The 25,862-nt window shown below is 70.5% G+C and carries 8 protein-coding genes and 1 pseudogene (1 of these 9 cut by a window edge); 8 read left to right on the top strand and 1 reads right to left on the bottom strand.

Going from position 1 to position 25,862, the window contains the following annotated elements; all coding sequences use genetic code 11:
• A pseudogene (locus QSK25_RS04125) lies at nt 1–104 on the top strand (IS982 family transposase); the annotation flags it as partial.
• 19 nt (nt 105–123) lie between these two features.
• On the opposite strand, the gene QSK25_RS04120 reads toward QSK25_RS04125, so the two are convergent.
• Complete coding sequence (locus QSK25_RS04120) at nt 124–1,701, bottom strand: MFS transporter (protein ID WP_285632879.1); 1,578 nt, start codon at nt 1,699–1,701, stop codon at nt 124–126.
• Between the two features lie 392 nt (nt 1,702–2,093).
• On the opposite strand from QSK25_RS04120, the gene QSK25_RS04115 reads away from it, so the two are divergent.
• From QSK25_RS04115 to QSK25_RS04085, 7 genes are all read left to right on the top strand, one after another.
• Nucleotides 2,094–2,855, top strand: a complete 762-nt coding sequence (locus QSK25_RS04115; RefSeq protein ID WP_285632866.1) for an ESX secretion-associated protein EspG — start codon at nt 2,094–2,096, stop codon at nt 2,853–2,855.
• Nucleotides 2,856–3,278: 423 nt separating this feature from the next.
• Nucleotides 3,279–3,659, top strand: coding sequence for a hypothetical protein (locus tag QSK25_RS04110; protein ID WP_285632863.1), 381 nt, complete (start codon nt 3,279–3,281; stop codon nt 3,657–3,659).
• A 43-nt stretch (nt 3,660–3,702) separates the two neighbouring features.
• Nucleotides 3,703–5,343, top strand: coding sequence for a PPE domain-containing protein (locus tag QSK25_RS04105; protein ID WP_285632860.1), 1,641 nt, complete (start codon nt 3,703–3,705; stop codon nt 5,341–5,343).
• Nucleotides 5,340–6,095 (top strand): ESX secretion-associated protein EspG, encoded by a 756-nt coding sequence (locus QSK25_RS04100; RefSeq protein ID WP_285632857.1) that lies wholly within the window; start codon nt 5,340–5,342, stop codon nt 6,093–6,095. Before QSK25_RS04105 ends, QSK25_RS04100 begins: the two co-directional genes overlap by 4 nt.
• 67 nt (nt 6,096–6,162) lie before the next feature.
• Nucleotides 6,163–6,684, top strand: coding sequence for a YbaB/EbfC family nucleoid-associated protein (locus QSK25_RS04095; protein WP_285632854.1), 522 nt, complete (start codon nt 6,163–6,165; stop codon nt 6,682–6,684).
• A 9-nt stretch (nt 6,685–6,693) separates the two neighbouring features.
• Nucleotides 6,694–8,520, top strand: a complete 1,827-nt coding sequence (locus QSK25_RS04090) for a hypothetical protein (protein ID WP_285632842.1) — start codon at nt 6,694–6,696, stop codon at nt 8,518–8,520.
• A 72-nt stretch (nt 8,521–8,592) separates the two neighbouring features.
• Nucleotides 8,593–25,862 carry the 5' portion of a hypothetical protein gene (locus tag QSK25_RS04085; RefSeq protein WP_285632839.1) on the top strand. The gene runs 13,246 nt beyond the window's last position, so 17,270 of the gene's 30,516 nt are visible here — the first part of the coding sequence; its start codon is at nt 8,593–8,595; its stop codon lies beyond the right edge, outside the window.

Below are 25,862 nucleotides of genomic sequence, written 5' to 3'. Positions count from 1 at the left end.
CCGCCCGCATCGCCCAACGCCTGCTCGCCCTAACCGCAGCCATCTGGCACAACCGCGCCACCGGCCAGCCCATCACCCGATCACTGATCGCCTACGACCACTGATCAGTTAGGACTTACTCGTCTAGCTGGGCTTCCCCGGTTCCGCGAACAGCAGATGCCGCACGTGCGCCGGTCCCTCGGCCAGCGCCCGTGCGGCCTCCTGGTTCTGCTGGTCCACGACCGTGCCACGCTCGACGTGCTGGCGCAGGTGCTCCTGCCAGGTCGCCACGGTGAACGTCTCCAGGAACGTCCCGGGCTGCTCGGTGTCGCGGAACAGCCCCCACATCGTCGCGCCGGTGCGCCGTCGTGCCCTGCCGACGCGTTGCATGGCGTCGATGAACGCCTCCTCGTTCTCCGGTGCCACCGGCCACTCCACCGTGACGAGGACCGGTCCGGCGTCGGTGTCGTCGATCTCCGGCGGTTCCTCCCAGTACGTGGCCGGGCTGACGTCGAGCGGCCGGTCGTGCAGCGGCAGCCAGCGGGTCGCGCCGAGCGCGAGGACGACCATCGCCACCGCAGGCACGATCATGGCGGCCTCGAGGCTGTAGACGTCCGCGAGCGCACCCCACACGACGGCTCCGAGCGCCTGGCCGCCCATGAGGATCAGCTGGTAGTAGGCCAGTGCACGGGCTCGCGTCCACGCCGGCAGCAGCACCTGCGCGTTGGCGTTGAACGTCGACAGCGTGGCGATCCAGCAGGCGCCGGTCAGCAGCATCGCGACGATCACCAGCGGGAAGCCGCGGGTCAGCACCGCCGTGCTGGTCGCGGCCGCGTAGACGACCGTCGCGAGCAGCACCATGGCGTTCTTGCTCATGCGCTGCAACAGCTTCGGCACCACGAACGCCCCGCCGATCGCGCCGGCGCCGACGCTGCCGAGCAGCACGCCGTAGCCACTGGCGTCGAGTTCCAGCGGCCCGCGCGCGATGGCCGGCAGCAACGCCCACAGTCCGCTGCCGAACAGGATGAACAACGTCAGCCGCGTCAGCACCCGCCGGAACAACGGCGAGCTGCCCACGTACCGCGCGCCCGTCCGCATGGCGGTGGTGATGTGCTCGGTGCCGAGCGGGCGGTGGTCCGACGGCCGCTTCCACCGGGCGAGCACGATCAGCACGCCGAAGAAGCTCACCGTGTTGAACGCGAACGTCGCCTCCGGTCCGGCCAGCGCGATCAGCAACCCGCCGAGCGCCGGTCCGATGGCGCGGCCGACGTTCATGTTGACGCCGTTGAGCAACGCGGCCTGCGGGATCTCCTCGCGCGACACCAGTTCCGGCTGGATGGCCTGGAACGACGGCATCGACAACGCCTGCCCGATCGCCATCAGCGCCAGCAACCCGAGCAGCGTTCCCGGCGTGGCCCGGTCCGTGCCGGCCAGCAGCATCAGGCCACCCGCGCCGGCCAGCATCAGGGCCTGGCCGGTGATCAGCACCTGGCGGCGGTCGAGGATGTCGCCGAGCGCTCCGGACGGCACGACCAGCAGGAACACCGGCAGCGTCGTGGCGGTCTGGACGAGCGCGACCTGCAGGGCGCTGCCGCCGAGGTCGCCCATGAGCCACTGGGCGCCGACGGTCTGCGCCCACGTGCCGATGTTGGACGCGAACTGGGCGAGCCACAGCGCACGGAACGCGCTGCGGCGCAGGGGCGCCCACGGGGATGCGGTCACGTGCCGATCTTCACACCGGAGGGTGCGGATCGCCGAACACGACCGCGTCGCTCGACTTCGACCTGCACTGAAGTCACTGTGTTCGTCGACTTTCGAAACTTAGGCAACCGAAGTGATTTGGGTCACACTCGGACGCCTGATCCATCGGACCCTGACGTGTGAACGCGCTGACCGGGCGTCCCCGGTTCCCGAGTTGTGAGCGCTCCCGGTTCCTGGGGAAACAAGCGTTCTCACCGCTCGCACTTGCCCGGAAGTGGCCCGTTTCCGCGGTCGGCGACGGATTGTGAACATTCGTCTCGACCGGGTACGTATTCGCCCGATCAGGAACGGCTTGCCCCATTCTGCTCGATACTGCGCGCAAAGCAGGCAGAGGAGAAAGGTTCCGAGCACTCGTGATCACGCCCGAGTTCTTGCTGTCGACCCGCGAGTTCGAGGTGCTGTGGCAGACGCTGCGGCTCGGCAGAATGCCGTACCCGCTCGACGTGCCCAGCGAAGGAGCGACCGAGCAGGACGTCAAAGCCCTGCAGGCCAGGACGATCGCCGACCTGAGGCAGCGCGGCATCGCCGACGACGTGCGGCTCGAGGACCTCATGCGGCTGCTGAGCGACCACGAGGTGTCCGTGGACGCCGTGGCCGGTCTCGACCGGACCGTTCGGGCACTGGCCGCGGCCACCGACCGCGAGGCGGTGCTCGCGGTCATCGACGGCGACAACGTCGGCCTCTCGGAGATCAGGCCCACGGCGCTCGCCCGCGAGATCGTGCGCGTGCTGCCCGAAGGGGTGGCGGGGCCGGGCAGCGCGCTGTCCGTGCGGCTGGAGACGCTCCAGCAGGCCGTGGCACTGCAGGAGGCCGAGCAGGAGGAGGAGTCCGAGGACCCGTGGGGCGCCGCCGACGAGGAGCTCGACGACCGCGAGGCGTTGCTCAAGGCCGGCCTGTCCGCGCAGGACGCCAGGCAGATGGACGAACTCGCGGCCAACCGGGTGGCGGGCGGCCAGTTCGGCGTCACGCACGGGCGGCACCGCGCCGACGTCGTCATCAACTGGTTCGACACCCACCAGGGCCGCTACCTGATGGTGCGCAGCGACGGGTGGCTCAGCCTCTCGCCGACCGACAACGACCGCATCGCGACGCGGATCGACGCCGTGCTGGCCTGAAGGTGAACTCGGTGCGGCTTACCGCACAACAATGCTCCAAAACGGACACCGCGGGCGTACTCTCAGGAGTGCGCCCGCGTTTCGTACGCGGCCAATCGATTCAGCCGTTCCGGTGAACGCCGAACCAGCTGGTGACGAAGCCTTAAGAAAGCCCTAAATCCTGGAAATTCCCCTATGTGATTTGGGTCACAGTAACCTCGCGTCAAGGGCTGTTCCAGGGATGTGAACAGAGATCACAAGCCCGAGCGGGCAGGGCCCCGAGAGCGCTCCCACAACCTGGGGAAACGATCACGTCGTTACACGACGTTCACCTGGTCGTGGCCCGTTTCGGCGCCCGGCAACGCATTGTGAACACCGGTCTCAATTGGTGACTCGTACGCGTCAGAGCGAGCAATTGCCCTAAAGAGACCCGATACTGCCCGCATGTACATCGTCGGTGACAAAGACGTTGTCCCGCTCCGCGAGACCGTCACCTCTGGCCAGGTGCAGATCGACCCGGAGGCGGGCGAGGAACTCCGCAAGCAACTGCAGGCCCAGATCGACCAGGTCGACTCGTGGATCGAGCGTGCCAACTCGAGCATCGCCCGTCCGACGGCGCTCGGCGCGAACCCCGTCGGCGACAAGATGCGCGACAAGTTCACCCATCGCGCCGAGGGTGAGCAGTACTCGTTCGTCAGCGTGATGACCGCGTACCGCACGGTTCTCGAGCAGACGAAGACCTCCATCGTGGAAGCGATCGGGAACTTCGAGGCGCTCGACCAGGAACAGCAGGCCGAACTGAAGAAGCACATGGGTAACAGCTGATCTCGTGGCCAGCTGATCCACTGAACCGAGAGGCGAGCCGGTCATGCCCCCCGAGACCGACCCGAGCGAGGTCGAGAACGTCCCGGTCCTCACGGACCCGCAGAACTGGGCGTCCCGATCGCACCAAGAGCTCTATGCCGCGGTGCACAACAACAACGACCCCGGTCAAGCCGGCCAGATCAGCTCCGATTGGGGCAAGTACGGCAGCGAGCTCACCGAGGCCTCCCGAGTCATCAACTCGGTCATCACCTCCAGCGAGTCCAAGTGGACCGGCGGCTCCGCCGACGCCGCCCGCGCCGCGATGAAGAAACTCGGAGACTGGGTCGACGAGACGGCTCGCACCGCGGTCGAGGTCGGCAACAAGGTCGCCGACCAGGGCCGCGTGATGGAGAACGCCCGCGCGCAGATGCCGCAGCCCGTCCAGTTCGACTGGAACAAGGCCGCCGCCGCGCTCGCCCAGCCGGGCACGCCCGCGTTCGTGCTCGCCTCCGCGGACATCGCGGTCGCCAACGCCGTCTCCCGCGCGGCGCACGACCAGGCGGTCACCGTGATGACCGACATGGAGAACAACTCCCGCCAGATCGACGCGTCGACGCCGGCCTTCAAGCCGCCGTTCAACCCGAACACCGGCCAGGTCGAGGAACCGGTGATGGCCATGCCGCGCTCCGGCGCCGCGGCCCTCGACGGTGGCGTGGACGGCCTGATGCGCACGCAGTCCGCTGTGGACGCACCCACGGCCAACGGTGTGCAAACCGGCGCGGGTGGCGGTGGTGGTGCCGGTGGTGGCGCCGCGAACCAGCCCGCCGCGGCGGCCTACAACCCCAGCGCGCCCGGCTACAACCCGGCCGCGAGCACCGGTGCCGGTGCGGGCGGTGGCGCCGGCGGCGCTGCCTCCTACACCCCGCAGATGACCGGCAACACCTCCACGAACACCGCAGCGGCGTACACGCCGACGGCGCCGAACTACAACCCGGCCGCCAACACGGGCAGCACCTACGCCGCGAGCAGCGGTGGCGGCAGCAGCACGTACACGCCGCAGATGGGTCCCGGCTACACGCCGCAGATGGGCCCGAACAAGTCCGGGAGCAACAACAACCAGAACATCCCGAAGGTCCCGGTCGTCGGCCGCGACGTCGCGAACCCGAACTACAACCCGCAGAACCCCGGCTACACCCCGCAGAACATCAAGGGCGGCCCCGCGGCCTACAACCCCTCGGCGCCCGGTTACACCGGCCCCGGCGGTGCGGGCGGCGGCGCCGGCGGTGGTGGCGGTGCCGGTGGCGGCGCGGGCGGTATGAAGGGCGGCCCCATGCCGTACACCCCGCAGATGGGTGCGGGCGGCGGCGGTGGCGGCGCGTTCGGTGGTGGCGCGGGCGGTACGGCCGGTGCCGGCGGTGGCTCGATGACCTCCGGTGGTGCGGCGGGCGTCCAGGCCCAGGGCCGGGGCGGCATGCCGATGGGCATGGGTCCCGGTGGCGCAACGGCTGCCGGTGCCGGCATGGGCGCGGGTGCGCCGATGGGTGGCGCTCCGGGTGCCGGTGGCCGCGGCGAGGAGGACAAGGAACACCGTTCCGCCAGCTACATCATGGGCGGCGACCTGTTCGAGGTCCCCGGTGAGAACCTGCCCCCGTCGGTGATCGGTGCCGCCAAGGTCAAGAAGCAGAAGGGGACCGAATCCTCGTGATCACGCCCGAGTTCCTGCTCTCACCGCGCGAGTTCGACGTCCTGTGGAACGACCTGCGGCTGGGCAGAGTGCCCTACCCGCTGGACGTCCCGAACGAGGGCGCGACCGAGCAGGAACGCCGCGTGCTCGTCACGAACACGATGGACGAGCTGCGGTCCCGCGGGCTCGTGGACAACCAGCGTCTCGAGGACTTCCTGCGGCTGCTCGCGGACCACAAGGTGTCCGTGGACGCCGTCGCCGGTCTCGACCGCACCGTGCGCGCGCTCGCCGTCTCCAACGGCGAGCGCGCCGCGCTGGCGATCATCGACGGCGACCGCGTCGGGCTGCTGGAGATCCGGGAGACCGGCATCGCCCGCGAGATCGTGAAGGTGCTGCCCGACGCCGAGCCGGGCCCCGGCACCGCGGTGAACGTCCGCGTCCAGTCCCTTCAGGACGCGGTCGCGATCCAGGAGGCCGAGGGCGCGGCCGACGCCGACGACCTGTTCGGCGAAGGCGGTGTGGACGACCGCGAGGCGCTGGAACAGGCCGGTCTGTCCGCCCAGGACGCCAAGCAGTTCGAGGAGCTCGCGTCGAACCGCGTCGCGGGCGGCCAGTTCGGCGTCACCCAGGACCGCCAGCGGTCCGGTGTCGTGATCAACTGGTTCGACACGCACCAGGGCCGCTACCTGATGGTCAACTCGGACGGCTGGATGAGCCTGTCGCCGACCGACAACGACCGCATCGCCACGCGCATCAACGCCGTACTGGCGTGAACTGAACCGCGCGAACCGACGTGTAACTGATAGATCGCAAGTTGAACCGCCGCCGCCGGAGGACCGTGTGACTGCCGCGAACCCGTACCAGTGGGTCGAAGAGTACGAAGCCAAGCTGGCCGACCTGAAGCAGAAGTCGGAGAACCTGACCGAGAACTTCGCGGCGGCCGGCGCCACCGTGTCGTCCCAGGACGGCGCGGTGACCGTGACGGTGGGGCCCAACGGCGGCCTGCAGAACCTGCAGCTGGGTCACCGCGCCGTCGAACTGGGCGGGCCGCGGCTCACCGCGCTGATCCTGGAGACGGCGCGCAAGGCCCAGAAGCAGGCGGCGCAGCAGGTCCTGGAGCTCTTCAAGCCTCTCGGCGAGGGCACCGAGGCCTACCAGATGGTCTCCGACTCGATCCCGGACGACGAGGTCGACGAGGACACCGACGACCGGTACGACGCGGTCGAGGAGGACGACGAGCCGGAACCTGCTCCGGCTCCCGCTCCGGCGGCGTCGCGGCCCGCTGCGGCCCCGCAGCCGCCGCCCGTGCGCGGCAGGCCCCGCACGGACGACGACGACAACGACGACAACGAGCCCTGGTAAGGAACAGCGATGACCGCGCCTGAAACTCCCCTCCCGTCTCCTCCCGGGATGCACATCACCGAGGAGAACAAGCTCAAGGGCTCGCTGTTCATCGAGGCCTACGGCAGCCTGATCGACGGCATCAGCAAGGACGCCGAGAGCGAGACCGAGAAGGCGCTGGACATCACGTTCAACGCCATCGGCGCCGCCTCGGCCACCGTGATGCTCGCGATCGACCCGCTCGGCAGCATCATCGGTGCCGGTGTCGGCTGGCTGATCGAGCACGTGTCGTTCCTGCGCGACGCCCTGAACCAGCTGATGGGCAACCCGGAGGAGATCCAGGCCAACGTCGAGGCGAACAAGGCCCGCGCGGCCGAGTTGCGCGTGCTCGCCGAGGACCACAAGAGCGGTCTCGCGACGTTCGACGGCTGGACCGGTGAGTCGTCCGAGCGCTTCAAGGCGTCGATGGACAACATGAGCCACGAGCTCGACGACCTCGCGAACGCCGTGGAGAGCAAGGCCAAGATCGTCGCGATCATGGGCATGCTCGTCACGGTGCTGCGCGACATCGTCCGCGACCTGATCGCGCAGCTCATCGGTTCGCTGATCGGTGGCGCGATCCTCGCGGCCGCCGCGATGATCCCGACGTTCGGCGCCTCGATCCCGATCTTCTGCGGCTTCGCGGTCGGCAAGGCCGTCGCGCTCGGCGTGAACATCGCGTCCCGCGTGGCGCGCGTCGTCGCCGCCCTCGGCCGTCAGATGAAGCGCATCGGCGACCTCGACGACATCATGAAGAAGGTCAGCAAGGGCTGGGAGCGCTTCGAGAACTCGGCTGACGTCGCCGAGATCACCTACGAGGGCTACAAGGCGCAGAAGGGCGTCGACGACAAGATCGACGAGGCGATGGCGAACCGCGGTGGCGGTGGTGGCGGCGGTACGGGTGGTGCTCCGACCGACGGCAAGACCGCCGCGGACGCGACCGGCACCGCGAGCGCGACCCTCGCCAACGCGCGTGTCGGCACGGTGCTGCCGGACGGCACCGCGCACGCGACGCTCGCCAGCGCCCGCGTCGGCACCGTGCAGCCGGACGGGTACGCCCAGGCGACCCTGCCGAACGCGCCGTTGCAGCCGATACAGACGGCCAGGAGGCTCGCCGACGCGCCACTCGAGCCGATGCAGACGGCCAAGAGGCTCGCCGACGCACCGCTCCAGCCGATGCAGGCGGTCCGGGCGCGTGACGCGGAGCCGTTGCAGCCGACCCACCAGATGCTGGCACGCGACGCCGCCCAACCGCTCCAGCCGACCCACCAGATGCTGGCACGCGACGCCGCCCAACCGCTCCAGCCGACCCACCAGATGCTGGCACGCGACGCCGCCCAACCGCTGCAGCCGACGCAGCAGGCTTACCTGCGGGAAGCCTCGACGCCGGTGCAGCCCTTCCAGCGGGCCGAGGCTCTGCAGGCGCCGGTGGCGTTCTCCCGCGTGGACAACTCGGACTCCACGATGACGTCGGGCGTGAGCATGACCGGCGGCGGTGGTGGCGCGATGCACGAGGCCGCACAGCCGATGCAGGCGCGTGAGATGTACATCAGCCCGGAGACGCCGTCCGAGCCGTTGCAGCAGCAGTCCGGTTACGAGCCTCTCGCGCGCACGCAGATGTCGCATGCGTACGACGCTCTCGAGCCGTCGCAGCCGCGCGAAGCCTATGCGCGCGTTGACGCGGAGCCCGCCTACTACGAGAGCGTGAACCCGCTCATGGGCGAGCCGCTGCAGTCGACCACGGCGTACGAGGCTGCTGGTGGGGCCGCCTCGCAGCCGTTGCGCCCGGCCGAGCGTCCCGCCCGGCCGACAGAGTAAGTCCCAGCCAACAGCCGGGATCCCGGGTGGGATCCCGCCTCGTTCTGACGCAGTTCTGGAGAATCGCCGCTCATGGCCAAGGGGAACGTCAACCCGAACCCGTCGTCGAACCCCGGGGCGAACCCGCCCCCCACGGCGCCGCCCACGAGCGGAACGGGCGGAACCGGCGGAGGCCCCAGCGGCACCAGCGGTTACTCCATGAACGACTCCTCGATGCAGGGGTTGCAGGGCAAGGCGGGTGACCTGGGGTCCCGGCTGTCGAGCATCTCGTCGGGCCTGCGGGGCCTGAACTTCAGCGGCAACGCGCTCGGCCCGATCGGCCTGTTCGCGGTGCCCGCGCTGAACAACTCGAACGACAACGCCGTCTCGCAGGCGGACAAGGGCGCGAAGGCGTTCACCGACGTCCAGTCGAACCTGAAGGCGACGCTTCAGACGTCGCAGCAGGTCGACCAGACGAACCAGACGAACATCAAGTCGATCGACTCCACCACCGACGCGAAGAACGTGCGCGGCGGCGGCAACAACACCTCGGGCAACTTCACGCCCGGCAGCCCCACGGCCAACGGCCCGACCGCGATCAAGGGCGGCGGCAACGCGACGTCCGGCAACTTCACGCCGGGCAGCCCGAACGCCGGTCCGGCGCCGACGACCAAGGGCGGCGGCAGCAACACCACGTCCGGTGTCAAGGGCCCCGGCGGCGGTCCGGCGGCGGCGGCCCCGAACATCAAGGGCGGTGGCGGCAACGCGACGTCCGGCGTGAACACCGCCGGCGGTGGCCCGGCCGCCGCGGCCCCGAACATCAAGGGCGGTGGCGGCGGAGCCAAGGGCCCCGCGCCGTTCACGCCGACCGCGCCCGGCTACAACGGCCCCGGCACCATCAAGGGCGGCGGCAGCAACGCGACCTCGGGCGTCAAGACGCCCGGTGGTGGCCCGGCCGCGGCCACTCCGAACATCAAGGGCGGCACCGGCGCTTCCACCAGCGGCGGCGCCAAGGGTCCCGCGTCGTTCACCCCGACCGCGCCGGGCTACACCCCGCCGGCCGGAGGTGGCAAGGGCGGCGCGACGACCGGTGGCGGCGCGAAGGGCCCCGCGTCCTTCACGCCCACCGCACCCGGCTACACCCCGCCGGCGGGTGCCGGTGGCAAGGGCGGCGCGACCACCGGCGGTGCCAAGGGCCCCGCGTCCTTCACCCCGACCGCGCCCGGCTACACCCCGCCCGGCGCCGGCGGCAAGGGCGGCGCGACGACCGGTGGCGGTGCGACCCCCGGTGCGACCCCTGGTGGCGGCAGCAAGGGCGGCACCGGTGCGTCCACCGGCGGCGGCGCCAAGGCCCCCGCGTCGTTCACCCCGTCGGCCCCCGGCTACAAGGAGCCGGGCGGCGCCGCGGGCACCAAGCCGTCCACGAGCGCACCCGGCCCGCAGAACGCCGTGACGTCCCCGTCCCGCGGCGGCGCGACTCCTCCGGCAGCGCCTCCCGGTATGGCCCCGCCGATGGGCGGCGCAGCCCCCGGCGCGACCGGCGGCGAGCGCGGCGGCAGCAAGTTCGGCGCGGGCGGAGGCGCGAAGGGCGTCTTCGACGCGCCCAAGGCCCCCACGCCCGACAGCACCATCAGCAAGGCGCCGCCGCAGACGTCCGCGTCGACGCCGCCCCCGGCTCCCAAGCCCACCCCGCTCTCCCCGCCGCCCGCCGGCACGACCCCCGGCGGCACTCCGGGTGGCACCTCGCCCGGTGGCTCCGGTGGCGCCAAGACGCCGGCGGCGTTCACGCCGACCGCACCCGGTTACAACGGCCCCGGCAACGTGCCGCCCGCCGCACCGGGCTCGCAGAGCGCGGTGACCACCCCGCCCCAGAACGCGGGCGGGCGCCCCGGCGCGACCCCGACCGTCACGCCTGCGCCGAACGCGGCGGCAGGCGGCATGGCCCCGCCGATGGCACCGGGCGGCGCAGCCGCGGGCGCGACCGGCGGCGAACGGGGCGGCAACAAGTTCGGTCCCGGTGGCGGCACGAAGGGCGTCTTCGACGCGCCCAAGCCCCCGACCCCCGACAGCACCATCACCAAGGCGCCGCCGCAGTCGTCCCCGTCGACGCCGCCCCCGGCTCCCAAGCCCACCCCGCTCTCCCCGCCACCGGCGACGAACACCCCCTCCACGAACGCTCCGGCGTCGAACACCCCTGCCGCGAACACGGCGTCCCCCAACACCGCGTCCCCCAACACGGCACCGCCGACCCAATCGCGTCCCGGCACCCCGCCCCCGGCAGCCAACGTCCCGCCGCCCGCGGCGAACACGGCCCCGCCGGCCCAGACGCGCCCGGCCCCGCCGGTCAACACCCCGCCGGTGTCCTCGCCGACCCCGGCACCGAACACGAGCACGCCGTCGCCGCGCCCGGACACCACCCCGTCCGCGCAGCCGCCGCGCGCCGACACCCCGCCGCCCGCACAGACGCGCCCGGCCCCGCCCGCACCGCCGGTCAACACCCCGCCGATCAACGCGCCGAACACGAACACGCCGCCCGCGAACACGCCGTCGCCGACCCCGTCGACGAACGCGCCCTCGGTCAACACGCCCCCGCCGAACGCGACGACGAACACGCCTCCGGCGAACACGCCGTCCCCGCGCCCGGAGTCGACGCCGTCCGCGCAGCCGCCGCGCGCCGACACCCCGCCCCCGGCCCAGACGCGCCCGGCCCCGCCCGCGCCACCGGTCAACACCCCGCCCGTGAACACGCCGCCGGCCAACGCGCCGTCCGTGAACACGCCCAACCCGGCGACCAACACCCCGCCGGTCACCACGCCGAACACCAACACGCCTCCGGCGAACACCCCGCCCGCCAACACCCCTGCGGCGAACACGCCGCCGGTGAACGCGCCGAGCACCAACACGCCGAGCACCAACACGCCGCCGGTGAACACTCCGCCGGTCAACACGCCGAGCACCAACACCCCGCCGGTCAACACCCCGCCGCCGAACGCCGCGACGCCGCCTCCCTCCGTGCCGTCGCCGCGGCCGGAGACGAGCACGAACACCTCGCCCAGCCCGGCCACCAACGTCCCGCCCGCCACCACGCCGAACCCCGGCGACCCGAGCGTCAAGACGCGGCCCGCTCCCCCGCCCCCCGGCAGTCCGGTGGCAGGCCCCGCCACCAACCCGAACCCCAACGCCGCGCCCGACCTCGTCGTCGCGCCGCCCGTCGTCGTGCCGCCTCCCGCTCCGGCGCCCAACCAGGCGCCGCCCAGGTCCGGTGGCAACACCGACTCGGACGTCGACAGCGACACGGACAGCGACAGCGACTTCCACGACGCGTTCGAGAGCGTCGACCAGCGGGTCGACACCTACAAGGCGTCGGACCCGAAGCTCGACTCGCGGTGGCAGCAGGTCGACGGCGAGTTCAAGTACCAGCAGAACAAGCCGTCCGAGTTCGTCAGCATCAAGGGCGAGAACGGGCCGATCGGCCTCACGCCGTACATGGCAAAGGAGTGGCTGAAGGACAACGACATCGAGGTTCCGCCGCAGAGCGGCGTGGACTCGACGATCATCCCGCTGCTCTACGACCCCAACGTCGGTGGCGGCAACCGCAAGCCCGAGGTCTACGACGTCAACAACGCCGCGGACTTCCACAGCGACATGATGGGCCTGGCGCGCGAGCAGCACATCCAGGGCCAGCAGAACCTGGTCGACGCCGTCAACGACGTCGCGAACCACATCACCAGCAAGTACCCGCCGAGCGACTTCGCCTACGTCGGGCTCGGGCGCAGCCCCGCCGCGGTGGTCGCGGCGCTGCAGAACCAGGGGCACCCCGCGGTGTCCATCCCGCTGTCGAACTTCCGGCCGCCGCCCGCGGACCCGAACTCGATCCTGCGGCCGTCGTTCGACGCGCACGGCGGCAAGGTCGAGCCGCTGAACCCCGACCAGCAGAACATGCTCAACCAGCACTTCGACGAGTTCCTGGGCGACCTGCCCGCGGACAAGAACGTCGTGCTCATCGACTACACGCAGGGCGGGCTGTCGCTGGTAGCGGCGCAGCACCACCTGCAGCAGTACCTGACCGACCACAAGGGGTCGGACGCGCAGGTCAACGCCTTCGCGATGCACCAGGACATCGACACCAACAACCTCGGCAAGACGGTCGACGCCGCCACCAAGCCGGGCGACTGGAAGCAGGCCGCCTGGGAGGCGCTGGTCGACACCGACCGCAAGGCGAGCCGGGCGGAGTGGGACAGCCGCTTCGAGTCGTACCCGATCACCAAGGAGAACCCGCTCGGCGACGCGTTCCGCAAGGAGGTCTTCGACGACCTCGCCGAGTACGGCTCCTACAAGATCCTCGACGAGAACCCGGCGAACTTCGAGCAGAACCGCCCGCACAAGGACCTGAACAACGACCCGAACACCGTCACCGGCTACGAGGCGCTGGGCGACGCGGTCGGCGGACGTGACGGCAGGGACCCCGGCCCGGCCGACAACACCAACGACAACACCAACGACGGCAACGACAAGGGCAACGACGACAGCCCCGACTCGAACGACGGCAAGGGCGGCGGCCCGAAGGACAGCGACTCCAAGGGAAGCGACTCCAAGGACGCCGACAACAAGGGAAGCGACTCCAAGGACGGCGGACCCAGGGACGGCGGGTCCAGGGACGGCGGTTCGCGCGACGGCGGCTCACGGGACGCCGACAGCGACACCCGCCCCGCACCCCCGTCGCCGCAGACCGGCGGAAACGTCCAGTCGCAGACCGACGCCGACGTCCAGTCGCAGACGAACACCGACACCAAGTCGAACGCCAACACCGGCTCGAACACCAACGCCGACAACGACGCGAACTCCACCCGCGACGCCGCACCCGACACCGCCACCCGCGAAGTCGCCCCCGAGGTGCAGACGCGCCCGGCCCCGATGCCCGGCGGCTTCCCCGGCGGCGTCGACCTCGACGCCGAGGTGCACGCCGAGGTTCCCCCCGTCCAGACGCACGGTCCGAACCTCGACAAGGTCGGCCTGGTCGAGTCGGTCCTGCGCAGCGCCGCGTTCCAGGGCGTCGACGTGCCGAACTCCTCGCCGCTCGTCAGCGGCACCGACGTGAAGTCCACTGTGGACACGGTGCTGAACGACGTCCGGCAGAACCCGGGCAACCACGACCACGCCGGCCTCACCCCGAACGACCTCAGCAACTGGGTCGCGAGCCAGGTCGACCCCGACGCGCTGGCGAAGTTCCACCCCGACCTCGAACCGAACACGCCCGGCCTCACCAACGACGCCAAGATCGACCAGTGGCGCCAGAACGTCGCGGCCGACCTGCAGAACGGGTCCGGCAAGCGCTGGGACGTCGTCAACGCGGGCCTCGACCCGAGCACCATGAAGCCCGGCGACGTCGACGTGATCAACCACGTCACGCAGGAGGTCAAGGCGAACGGCGCGATGCCGTCCTCCGCCGACCTCGTCGCCAAGGGTCTGGAAACCCCTGCCTGGGCCGACTCGCAGGTCGGCGCGAAGCTGCCCGACACGATCGCGCAGTCGCTGGGCGTGCAGATCGCCGTCGACAACAACGGCGTGCAGACCCTGCACGGACCGGCGGGCGCGCCGCAGGTCCAGGTCAACCAGCAGAACGGCACGTTCGGCGCGCTCGGCACCCCGTCGCCGCAGGACGTCAAGGCCGGCATGGAGGCCTGGCTCGGCGGCAAGTCCGCGGCCGAGATCAACAAGACGATGGCCGACCTGTACAAGGGCGGCGTCCAGAACCAGCCCCTGTACGACGCCGCGAAGCAGACCCAGCTGATCAAGCGCGCGGCCGAGCACCCCGGCGGTCCGTCGGTCTTCATGAACGACCTGCTGAACCAGCAGGCGAAGCTCGAGAACCGGATCGACGACGCGAAGTCCAGGTCCACCTGGAAGCCCGAGGCGCTGCAGTCGAAGCAGGACAAGGCCAAAGAGGCCCAGCTGCAGCAGGACATCCAGCGCGACACCGACCTGCTGAACAACGTCAACCAGCAGATCGACTCGATCCGGGACGCCGGCCCTCGGGTGAGGCTCACCCACCAGATCGACAAGCTCGTGGCGGGGCCGACCGCGGACGGCGTCGGCAAGCTCAACGACCGGGCGCTCGCGGAGGTGGAAACGCACCTGACCGAGCAGATCGCGGCGGCGGAGAACGCCGGGTTCGACGCGAAGGACCTGAAGGCCCTGCTGGAGCGGGTGCAGAACGAGCCGGACGCGAACGTCGCGATGGCCCAGATCTCCCGCCACGGCGTCGAGGGCCTGCAGGCCCAGGTCGACAGGGTCAGCGCGATCCTGGACGACATCCGCGCCACCAAGGAGGACTACACCGGCTTCAACGGCTTCATGAACAGCATCTTCGGCGACGGCAACTGGCAGAGCTCTGCCGATGTCGACACGAAGATCGCCGAGGCCGAGGCGTTGCTGAAGAAGAACGAACACCAGCTGTCGTTCGCGACCAACCCCGAGTACAGCAACCGGGTCGACAAGGCCCTGCACACGCACGACGTCAACCAGCGGCTGGACGCGCTGCAGGAGCGCAACCGGCAGAACATGGAGCGGACCGCCCAGCGCGAGGCGGCGGAACAGGCCTGGGCGCAGCAGATCCGCGAGGCGCAGGAGCACGCCCGGCAGCTGGCGAGGCAGGAGCACTCGGCGTTCAAGGCCTCCCTGTTCGGCAAGTCCCCGGCCGAGCTCGACGCGCTGGCCGCGCAGTACCAGAACGACGTCGACCGGTCCGCCGAGATCGAGCAGATGCAGCGCAACCAGGAGGCCGCCGGGAAGGACGGCGGCATCGAGGGGCAGCTCAAGGACCTGCAGAACCAGGCCAAGGAGACGCGCAACCAGATCAACGACCTGAAGCGCCTCACCGACACGCTGCCGGACGCGTGGAAGTCCGACCTGATGAAGACCGACCAGGCCGCGCGCCAGGCGGAGCAGCAGAACCTCAGGCTGCAGGAGATGCAGCTCAACAACGAGCTGAACCGGCTCACGTTCGACCGCGGCGACGCGCTCACCTCGTACGCGCTGAACCTGCCCGCCGACGTGAACGCCCCCGGCTGGCAGTCGATGTCGCCGCGGGACGTCGTGGCGCTGGAGAACCACGTCACGAACCTGATCAACGACGCGCACGCCGCCGGGCAGACGAACCCCGACCTCGACCGGCTGGCCGAGACGTTGCGGGACATCCGGATCGGTGACGAGGGCGGCCCGATCCAGGCGATCGACCCCGCCGTCGAGCAGAACGACGCCCAGAACGCCGAGCAGAACGACGCGGCGTCGGTCGAGTCCGGCAACGACGCCCAGGTCGAGCAGAACGAGCAGGCCCAGCCCGCACCGGCACCGGAACCCCGGCCGCGCCCGCCGTTCATGCAGGACCCGGCGAACCGGCCCGCGGTCGCGGACGTGGACCTCAACGTCCCCGGCGGCTTCGGCCCCGTGCAGGAGGGCACGCCGCAGCAGTCGTTCGAGGCGTCCCTGTACGGCCTCGACAACAACGCGCTGCGCGAGATGCAGCAGAACCCGGCGTACAGCGGCAACCCGGAGCGCGCTGCCGCGATCCAGACCCAGATCGACACCAACACCCGGTCCATCGGCGGTCCCTCGGTCTACGACGCGCAGGCGCAGTCCGCGCAGCGGGGCCTGGAGAGGGCCGAGGCCGCGCGCAACCGGTGGAACGCCGCCGACCTGATCCCCGACGCGCTCAAGACGCAGGACATGCTCGACGAGAAGGCGGCCCGCCAGGAGCAGGCCGACCGCGACGTCCAGCGCGCCCAGGAACGGGTCGACCAGTTCACGAACAATCGGGACGCGGCTCTCACCTCGTACGCGCTGCAACAGCCCGCGGACCCGAACTCCTACGGCTGGCGCCAGTTCAGCGACGCGGACATCGCGACCGTGCAGGCGCACCTCGACCAGCAGATCGAGCACGCCCGGGCGGGTGGCCACGACGTCAGCCACCTGGAGGGCCTGCGGAACTTCACCCAGGACGTCCAGGAAGCGCGGCAGAACGGCGACGCGCGTCCCGCGCCGCCGCCCGCACCGCCGATGGCTCCCCCTGCACCGAACGCGAACCCGGACGGCACGCGGAGCGACATCCCGAAGGTCGGCGCCCCGCCGGCCATGACGCCGCCGACGCCGGAGTCCCACGCGGGCAAGGACGTCCTCACCGACGAGTCGTGGCGCCACGACCCCGCCAGGAGCGCGGAGTGGTCGAACCCGAACAACCCGGCCGACCGCAGCACCTGGGCGGACCGCCGCAACGACACCGACGTGCGCACGGTCAACCAGGTCGTGCACGACGTCCGCACGGACAGCACGCCGTCGAAGATCAAGTCCTACCAGGGACTCATCAACTACGACCTGCGCCGGATCGAGACCACGCCCGGCAACTTCGTGCAGGAGTACACCGTCAAGGTGCACCTCGACCCCGCCGCGAACATGACGGCGGAGCAGATCGCGAAGGTCAAGGAGAACGCCACCAACGGCGTCAACAACCTGCTGAACAACGGCAACCGGCTGCCCAGCGGTGACCAGTTCCACCTGAACCTGGAGTTCACCGACAACAAGGCCGACGCGCACACCAGCATCAAGGTCGACCCGAAGACGACCAACCCGGACCAGACCCACTGGGGCACGCAGACGAGCCCCGAGGTCCTGGCGCACGAGACGCTGCACTACCTGGGCATCCCGGACGAGTACAAGGACACCAGCCGGGTCTTCCAGCAGCACGACACCAACTCGGGCGTGCACCAGAACGACGGCGGCCTCATGGGCGCCGACGTCCACCTGCCCGACCCCGGCATCCGGCCGCGGCACCTGTGGCTGATCGAGCGCACGGCCCACAGCCAGGTCATGGTGCCCGACACCACGATCAACCCGGCCGGCCCGGCCACCGTGCCGCCGCCCGCGGACTGGACGCCGAGGAGCTCGTCTCCGGCACCCGGCGCCAACACCGACGCCAACACCGGCACCAACGCCTCGCCGAACCCGGACATCGACGCGAACGCCGACGTGGACACCCGTCCCGCGAAGCGCGCTCACTCCGAGGACAGCGACCTCGGTGACGTCGGCGGCATCGACCTCAACGCCGACACCAACGCCGACGCCGAACCCAGCGCCAAGAGGACGAAGCACGACGGGCCGGAGTTCGACCCGGACAACGTCGCGGGCCCGAGCACCGAAGCCGGTCCGTCCACGGTGGACAGCGACGCGGACACCGCGATGGAGGTCGACCAGCCCGCGCTCGACGCGGACACCCAGGCCGCCGTCGACAGCGCGGTCAACGCCATGACGAACCAGAACGTCGTCTACAACCAGGCGTTCCGGGACCTCGCGAACGGCGGCTTCGACGTCCCCACCAGGGACAACTACCTCGCCAAGCTCAAGGAGAGCGTCGAGGGCGGCAAGCCTCCTTCGTTCGTGGTCAACATGATCGTCAGCCACACGCAGCTGAACGACCCGAAGACCAACGTCAACACGGTCATCGACGCCATCACCCGGGACGCCGGCCCGCTCGCCAAGGACATCGTGTTCGTCATCGGTGTCAACGGTCCCACCGGCACCGGCCCCGACATCACCAACAGCATCAACACCGCGAACGACTCGATCACGAACGCGGGCCGCACCGAGCCGATCGCGCTGGTGCCGTTGACGACGTTCGACGGCGACTTCCCGTTCGGCACCATGCGCAACGAGACGATGCACAGCTCTGCCAACGAGTTCGCGGTCGGCGCGATGAACGGCAAGGGCACGCACCCGTACATCTCGTTCCAGGACTTCGACAACGGCTCGCGCACGGTGAAGACGCCGGACGGCGCACCGCCGAAGGACATCTTCAACCACGTCGCCGAGTCGATGAACACGCCGGCCGGTCCGAACCGCCCCCTGTTGTACTCGGGCGGCTACCGCGTCGGCGACCCGGTGCAGCTCAAGACGGACACGCAGGCGCGCATCCAGAAGGACCGCGACGCGATCGAGAAGAACGACTTCCTGACCCGCGAGGAGAAGGACGCCGCTCTCGAGCCGATCCGGGCCACCGAGGACTTCCTCAACAGCCCCGACTTCGTCGACAAGTTCCAAAAGGCGATCAGCGACGACATGGACGCGCGCGATCGGCAGAAGGACTCCAGTCCGATGCTGCCGTACTCGCCCGAGCCCAACCTGTTCATGGACGGCAACGTCGCGGTCGTCGACCACGACGTGAAGTTCGGCCCCGACGGCAACGAGTTCGGCGGACTCAGCGCGTCGATCAACGAGTTCGCGGGCGCCGAGGTCGTCGACATCCACGAGAACCAGCTGCCGCCACCGGCGAGCCCGACGCGGGCGCTCGAAGAAGCCAAGGCGAAGCTGGAAGCGGACATCGCGAGGCAGCCGGAGGGGGCGAGCCCCGCCCAGCAGAAGACCCTCGAGTCGATCGACGACTCGATCGCCCAGATCGACCGGAAGGCCGCTGAGATCAGGGCCGAGCTCACGGCGAACGCGCCCAACGCGCCCCAGGCGGCGGTGGACGCCGCGGTCGACAAGATCCTCAACCAGAGCATCGTCGACTCGGGCATCGCGGTCGACCTGAGGAACAACCGCAACCCCTACCGCGGCGAGAACTTCACCAGCGACTTCGTCGACGGCGCGGTCAGCACCGACCTGTCCCGGCTCGCCCACACCTTCGCCCAGACCAAGGGGGCGGAGCTCCCGCAGTCGCACGACGTGCTCACCTCGGTGACGTCGCGCATGTTCGAGGACCGCGCGGCCAAGAGCGGCGTGTCCGTCGCGAAGATCCGCGACGCCTTCGGGCCGCTCGACGACAAGGGCGAAGCGAAGACCGGCGCCAAGCTCAAGCCGCACGAGAAGCGCGAAGCGCAGCAGGTCACGACCCACAGCTACGAGTTCGACGAGAACTCCGGCGTCCACAAGAAGAAGGCCGAACCGCAGGGCGGCTGGAACCCCTCGGCGGGGGACAAGAAGTTCCTCGGCGAGCCGAACAAGAACAAGCTCAGCCCGGCCGTCTCCACGCCCGTTTCCGGCCACGGGAGCATCGGCATCGATCCCGCCGCGAAGCGGGAGAAGATGGCCGCGTTGCTGAACCTGGCGATGTCGACCAACCCCAGCACCGTCACGCGCCAGTTCGGCACGCTCCAGCACGGGGCGCTGCCGTACGCCGGTGACCCGCGGCCGGACGGCATCTTCAGCGCCGTGCACGACGCGATGGTCGCCGACCCGGCCATCACCGACGTCAAGTCCGCGACGGACCTGCGCGCCGGTGCCGTCGAGACCGGCTGGACGTCCACGCCCGGGATCGTCGACCAGATCGCGGACTTCAACCAGCAGCACCGGCTGGAGAACGGCCACCTGGTCAGCTCGCTGCTCGAGCCCGGCCCGCTGACGCCGGACCCCATCGACCCGAAGTACCAGCCGGGCAGCGGTGACGTCGAGGTCGACAACAGCATCGAGGACCCGGACCACCAGCCGCTGTCGGAAGCCGAGAAGGCCCGGTACGACGCGGAGAACAAGGCCGAGCAGAAGGCCGAGAACGCCAAGCTGGCGCAGGCCGAGGTGCTGGCCGCCAAGCTGCTCGCGACCGACATCGGCCGCCCGATCACGATCCACGGCCCGAACGGCGCGACCACGACCGTCGAGCCGTTCTTCGAGCCCAGGCCCGAGATCAAGCCGGGCATGTCGAAGAAGAAGCTGGAGGAGATCGAGAACTGGCAGCCGCCGACGTTCGACCCCGCGACGGCGATCCACGTCGACGCGCACCCGAACGACAACGGCAGGACCAGGTTCACCCCGCACGACCCGGAGAACCCGCCGCGGCCCAACGAGATGAGCGACGGCCCGACGGGCCCCGGCGACCGGGACTCCACGCGCGACGGTGACGACTCCACGCGCGACGGTGACGGCGACGTGGACATGGACGCGGACACCCGTCCCGCGCCGCCGAAGCCCGAGACGGACACCCGGTCGGCGCCCGCCGACATGGACGTGGACACCGACACCGACACCGACGCCGACGTCCAGACCCGTCCCGCGCCGCCGAAGCCGAGCCCGGCCATCCCGATGACCACGACGGCTCCGCAGCCCGTCGGCCAGGTCCCCGGCACGAACCTGCCGAGCTTCTTCCAGGACAACAAGGCGCTGGGCTCGATCACGCCGGTCGACGTCAAGGGCGCCGACGCGGTCGTCGGCAGCATCGACACCCTGAAGCCGAACGACCAGGCGCGCATCAAGGCCGCCCTCGAGAACGACTTCGAGACGTTCCTCGACACCGGCCGCAACTTCCAGGTGCAGCTCGACGGCAAGTGGTTCGAGGCGAACATCCGCGCGGAGATGCGCGCGGACGCCACGACCGAGGTGACCGCCGACGCGGACACCAAGGTGGACAAGAACTTCCAGGCCGCCGCCGCGTCCTCGACGACGAACACCATCGCCACGTCCAACGACGTCGGCGGCGCGGTGACGGCCGGTGTCGCGGCGGGCCCGTACGGCTCGGTCGGCGGCAAGGCCGCCATCGCGACGCCCGCGGTCTCGCAGTCGACCACGAACACCACGACCGAAGCGCGCGCCATCAAGTCCGGCGAGGGCTCCAAGACCGTCAAGACGCCGGTCTCGTACGAGATCACGCTCAGGGACGCCAGCGGCAACCCGAAGCCGTCCACGACCGTGAACACCGGCACCAACGTCACGCTGCAGGTCCCGACGGACCTCAGCACGCTGGTCGACACCCCCCAGACCACGCCGGCGGTCAAGCCCGCCGACGCGGAGTGGGGTACCAAGGTCGAGAACGCGGTGCCGGAAGCCGTGGTGGTCAAGGACTCCGGCAAGGCGTTCACCGACGTGGCCGCGAAGCTGCACCCGTCGATCACGAAGGTCGGCTCGCCCGGCCGGGAGGCGCTGCAGAACTTCCTGAGCCCCACCTCGATCCGCAACAACCTGCCCGCGATGCTCGGCGGCTTCGTGACGTCGCCCGACCTCGTCAGCCCGCACGCCAGCAAGGGCGGCGCGGTCCAGATGAAGGCGACGCTCAAGGAAGCGAAGCTCGTCGGCACGCACGACAGCGCCGCGTTGGACCTGAAGGACACCTCCGCCTGGGGCAGCAGCGTGTCCGCGTCCACCAAGACCGGGTTCGACGCGAACGCGGGCATCGGCGCCAACATCGGTGTGCCCGGCACCGTCACCGGCACGGTCGGCGCGACCGTCACCTACTCGGCGCGCACCGCCGAGGGCGTCAGCGCGGGATCGAGCAGCAACCACAAGACCGGCATCGGCGTGAAGGCCGAAACCGGCCTGTACGAGGTCACGGCCGAGGTCGAGGTCCGCACGCCCTCCGGTGAGAGCGTGAAGATGGACGTCACGACCCACATGCGGATGGGCCTCAACGAGGCCGGCGCGGTGGGCCTGGTCACGACGCCGGACACCAGGAACACGATCACCGACCCGGCGACGGCGAACACGAAGTTCCTGCCGCCGTTCGTCGCCGACACGATCGCCACCGGCAACGCGAAGGTCGGCGAGTTCGCGGCCGCCAACAAGGTCCAGGGCCAGGTCGAGGGCGCGCTCAAGGACATCCCCGGCCTGCGGAAGTTCCTGCCGCAGTGGAACAACCCGAACGCGGAGCCGCGCAAGGGCCAGGGCTACTCCGACGTCGCCGAACAGCTCGCGAACCAGCGCAAGATCACCGCGAACCTGTCCCCCGCCGCGCTCAAGGCGAACATGGACAGCCTGCTCGGGCCCGGCGTCCAGGTGCAGCTGAAGAACACCGGCAAGACGACGAACACCTACGTGAACGTCACGGTCAAGGCGAAGCTCAGCAACCCGCAGCACCTCGGCAAGGCCGACCAGCACGCCGTCAGCGACTCCACGACGACGGGCCCGAAGCTCGACGCCAACACCAGCACCACCAAGGGCTGGACCGGTGGCGTGCAGGGCAGGGTGAACATCCCGGTGAAGACCGGGGTCGCCGCGCTCAACCCGTCGCCGCAGGCCGGTGTGTCCTACAGCCACTCGTGGACGGACAAGACCTCGGCGGGCCCGGCGGTCTCGGCCACGAACGCGCAGTCGGGCAGCCCGGACTCGCAGGTGTTCTCCAACGACGTCGAGTTCGAGGTCGAGATCACGACCTTCACCCGGCCGCGCACGTGGGTGCGCACGATCGTGCCCGGCGCGCCCGGTTTCCACTCGCCCGAGGTGACCACGGTCGCCAGGACCGGCGACCCGAAGCTGCCCAAGATCGAGGGCAACGTCAACCTGTGGGTGCAGGACGGCGCGACCCTCAGCAACAACCCTGGCGACGGCTTCAAGCCGGGCGACCCGACGGTGACCCGGCTCGACGACGCGCCCACCGTCAAGAAGCTGCTGGCGCCGGAGGCCGCACGGCCGAAGTCGCCGGAGTTCCTCAACGTCGAGGCGGTCGCGAACACGACCGCGTTGCGGGACCAGGCGATCAAGGCGCTCGACGCGGCGGCCAAGGGCGACTCCGCCCTGACCACGCCGGGCACCGCGTCGCGGGCGCAGATCGACAAGATGTTCGCCCCGGAGAACATCAAGGCGAACCTGCAGCGGCTCATCGAGACCGGCGTGCAGGAGCAGGGGCTCAAGTACGACCGCCGCGTCACCGACCGTTCCGGCGCCATCGGCATGTCCGTCAAGCTGGGCAAGGCGCAGCTGGTGGCCATCTCGGACACCACCGGCACGGACAACTCGGTCAGCGGCGGCTACAAGGCCGGTGAGTCGTCCACGACCTCCCGGTCCGTCGACCTCACCGCCGGCATCAACGTGCCGGTGCGGCCGAACGTCACCCCGCCGCCCGCCGGCACGCCCTCGAACCCGAGCGGTTCCGGTGGTGTCGCGGCGACCGCGAAGATCACGCCGTGGTCGGACAGCAAGACCAGGTCGAACGAGATCGGCGGCAACGTCGACCGCGGCCGCAGCACCTCCGGCGAGGCGCGGACCGTGCTGGTCCAGATCGACGCCGAGTTCACGATCGTCGGCGAGAGCCGCGCCGGGAACTTCCTGCACGGCGGCACGCCGAACGCCGAGGGCGTCACGGTGGACATGCCGAAGTCGATCTTCGTGCGCGTGTCCGAGGACGTCGCGCGCGACCTGGGCGCGTTGCCCAAGGTCGAGTCGAGCGTGCCGAAGCCGGACTTCGGCAAGATGGCGCCGCCGTCGACGGTGGCGACCAACGAGCCCGGTGCGCTGGGTCTGTCCAACGTGGAGTCGGTCCCCGACCTCTCCGCCGCGGTCAACAAGCTCACCACCGAGCTGTCCACGAAGACCAAGAAGTTCGGCAGCGACCCGCTGATCCCGGACTCGGTCCTCCAGGACTCGATGAGCAACCTGCAGCGCATCGTCGACCTGAACTCGCCGTCGAGCGTCAAGGCGATGATCGACAGCGCGCTCGACGGCGGCGTTCCGCTGCTGGTGCACCAGCCCGGCACGTTCGGCAAGGACTCCTACCAGGTCACGCTGAAGGCCAAGGCCGGCACGCCGAAGTTCGAGCAGGTCGTCAACGACGGCGTGGACATGTCCCACAACGTCGGCGGGTCCAGGAAGGACAGTGACGGCGTCAGCCGCGGCACCGGCTGGGGCGCCGGGCTGCGGGCGCCGGGCCTGGCCTCGCCGGGCAGCGCGAACCCCGCCGTCTCGGGCACCGCGGGTGTCGCCGCGGGCGTGAACGTCGGTGGCAGCACGAGCAGTTCGCTGACCAACTCCACGACCGAGGGCTTCAGCCACAGCCGCACGGCCAGCGGGCCGGCCGCGCAGTACAGCGTGCCGGTCGAGTTCGAGATCGTCGTCGAGAAGGGCGACCAGCTCGTCGCGAGGGCGGAGAGCGGCCCGCAGGAGATGAAGGTCCGCACGCACGCGGACAACCAGAAGATCGCCGGTGGTGCGGCACCGCAGCCGTACATGTCCGCGTCCTCCCGGCGGGGCGCCGAGTTCGGCACCGACGCGGCGACGTCCGCGTTCCAGCAGGACACCCGTGCCTCGCAGCTGCCCTCCACCGCGTCGGTCGAGAACCTGCGCGGCGCGAAGGACCTGCGCGACGCCGCGGTGAAGGCGATGACGGAGGCGGGCGCGGGCAAGGGCCTGACCGGCAAGGGAACGGGCTCGCTCAACGCCCTGTTCGCCACGCTCAGCCCGGAGAACCTGCAGCCGCACCTGCCGTCGATGCTGTCCGGCCCGCTCGACGTGCCGGGCCTCAAGGAGGCGGCGCTGACGTTCGGGCAGGACGCCGACGTCAAGGTGTACGCGAAGCTCGTCAACCCGCAGCTCGGGTCGCTCAGCGACGACGTCAAGATCGAGCGTCCGCTCGACACGAGGTCGTCCGAGACCTCCAGCGAGGCCAAGGTGTCCGAGACCGCCGACGTGTCGGTGGGTCTCGCGCAGGGCAGCGCCGCGGTCAAGCAGGGCACCGACCCGAAGGACACGGTCAACTTCGGCACCGGCGGTGTCGAGGGACGGCACGGCGGGGAGGACTCCGCCGCGGTGTCCGGCAACCCGTCGCAGTCCTCGAGCGGCAACGTCAAGCCGGCGGACAAGTCCCGCAGCGGTCTCGTGCAGTTCGACGTCGAGTACCGCGTGGTGGCGACGATCGGCGGCAAGACCGGTGTCGTGGACCTGACGGTGCCCGGTTCGGCCGGTGTGCGGATGCCCGCCGCCGAGGTCGAGGCGGTGCTGAAGCAGCCGCTCAGCGACTCGGTGAAGAACGCGCAGACCGAGGTCAAGAAGGCGGCCGACGACTGGCGGACCGCCGAGAAGGCCGTCGAGGACGCCCGGCACGAGGCGCAGGACAGGATCAACGAGGCCGCGGCCGTGATGGCGCGGACCGAGACGCCGCTCACCGAGGCCTCGGTCAAGGCGAACACGGCGATCGAGACGCACCTCAACGCCGAGAACGACGTCACGCCGTTCCAGACGACGTTCGACGGCGCGATCGCCGACGCCGCCGCCACCCGCGCCACCATCCAGGACCTCAACTCCCAGGTCGTGTCGCTCAGCCAGGACGCGCAGGTGGCCGACAACGCGCTCGCCGACGCGCGGGCCGAGGGTGCGCCCGAGGCGCAGATCGCCCAACTGGAGCAGGACGCCGACGCGGCGCACACCGCGCTGATCAACACCCAGCAGCAGCTCTCCGACGCGCGCTCGGAGTTCGACGCCCGGCGTCAGGCAGCCGCGGACGCCCGCACGGACCTCCAGGAGCACAAGCAGGTCGCCGCGGAGGCCCGGGACGCCCGCACGAAGGCCGAGGAAGCCCGCCAGAAGCTGGTGGACGAGCAGGCCAAGGCCGAGAAGGACATCAGGGACGCGGAGACCAAGCTCGACGACGCGCGCCGCAAGGCCGACGCCGAGCAGCAGAA

The organism is Lentzea sp. NBRC 102530 (assembly GCF_030269365.1).
Taxonomy (GTDB): Bacteria; Actinomycetota; Actinomycetes; order Mycobacteriales; family Pseudonocardiaceae; genus Lentzea.
This window is presented reverse-complemented; position numbering and strand designations above follow the sequence as displayed.

What these genes read in the sequence shown, in the direction of transcription:
- QSK25_RS04110 (WP_285632863.1), top strand. Translation starts at nt 3,279, where the DNA reads ATGTACATCGTCGGTGACAAAGACGTTGTCCCGCTCCGCGAGACCGTC.
- QSK25_RS04105 (WP_285632860.1), top strand. Translation starts at nt 3,703, where the DNA reads ATGCCCCCCGAGACCGACCCGAGCGAGGTCGAGAACGTCCCGGTCCTC.
- QSK25_RS04090 (WP_285632842.1), top strand. Translation starts at nt 6,694, where the DNA reads ATGACCGCGCCTGAAACTCCCCTCCCGTCTCCTCCCGGGATGCACATC.